At 61.4% G+C, this 1047-nt stretch carries 2 protein-coding genes; both read left to right on the top strand.

All coding sequences use genetic code 11. The features are described 5' to 3' along the window. Positions 1-352 (top strand): DUF8129 domain-containing protein (locus ABT116_RS50035; RefSeq protein WP_351648441.1); only part of this gene is annotated, 352 nt, incomplete at its 5' end. A gap of 87 nt (positions 353-439) precedes the next feature. Continuing rightward, positions 440-877, top strand: coding sequence for an SRPBCC family protein (locus ABT116_RS50030; RefSeq protein WP_095971718.1), 438 nt, complete (start codon positions 440-442; stop codon positions 875-877). Positions 878-1047: the final 170 nt, after the last annotated feature.

Below are 1047 nucleotides of genomic sequence, written 5' to 3'. Positions count from 1 at the left end.
CTGGGGCGCATATGCCGGTGACGTGACTGTGAAAACACTCTCGGCCAGTAGGGATGCGGCCATCGCCACGGCTGAGAAGGTCACTCGCCGAGAAGGTGCTGACGGTGCCGCCGACGTCTTCCGTTCGGTACGGAAGTCGAGTGGGCTACTCGACCCCACTGAACTTCCCATCGAAGACTTCGACGAACTCAACGTCGCGCAGGCCGTCTCCGCGGTGAAGGAACTGACCGAGGCCGCCCAAGTGCGAGATATCGTCGCGTACGAGGAAGCGCACAAGAACCGACATGGCGTTGTCTCCGCTGCTCAGGCAAGGCTGGCAGCGATCGCCCAGGAAGTCGTCGGTATCAACTAGATCGTTCGACCGCGACGCTCGGCGTTGTCTCGTCGAACCCGATGCGCGAGATCCAGACTTACGAAACCGAATCGAAAGGCACGAAACATGGTCGAAGTCACCCGAAAGTTCACCGCCGAAGTACCGATCGAGAAGGCGGCCGCGTTTCTCCGCGACTTCGCCAACGCCCCACTGTGGGATCCGGGCACCGAGAGTTGCACCCAGACCTCGGATGGCCCGATCGGTATCGGAACCCAGTGGCACAACGTGTCCAAGCTGTTCGGCATCGGCACCGAACTGACCTACACCTTGGTGACCGACGAGCCGAATCACATTGTGCTCGAAGGAAAGAACAAGACCGCCACGAGTACTGACGACATCACCTTGACCGCAATCGGCGCGAACTCGACTGAAATCGACTACCGAGCGAACGTCGAATTCAACGGCGCTGCCAAGATCGCCTCCCCACTGTTGAAAGCGGGATTCGAGGCCAAGGTGGCACCCGAGACAGTCAAGAAGATGACCGGGGCTCTCGAGGCCCTCTGATCGGCAAGTTGCGTCAGGGTTTGGTCGCCGACGTCAGCGCCGATTCGCGATCCGTCGAACCCAGCGCAGCGCGCGCGGAATCGAGAATTGCCTCGGAGAGGGGGGATCCCCCGGGTGCGGATGGTGGACCTGGCGGGTGCCCACCTGATCGACCTCGACGTGATGTCCCC

It is taken from the genome of Streptomyces sp. NPDC002130 (genome assembly GCF_040296465.1).
Lineage (GTDB): Bacteria > Actinomycetota > Actinomycetes > Streptomycetales > Streptomycetaceae > Streptomyces.
The sequence above is the reverse complement of the archived record's forward strand: the minus strand, read 5'-3'. Positions and strand labels throughout refer to the sequence as shown.

Coding starts and splice junctions, on each gene's coding strand:
- ABT116_RS50030 (WP_095971718.1), top strand. CDS start 440: ATGGTCGAAGTCACCCGAAAGTTCACCGCCGAAGTACCGATCGAGAAG.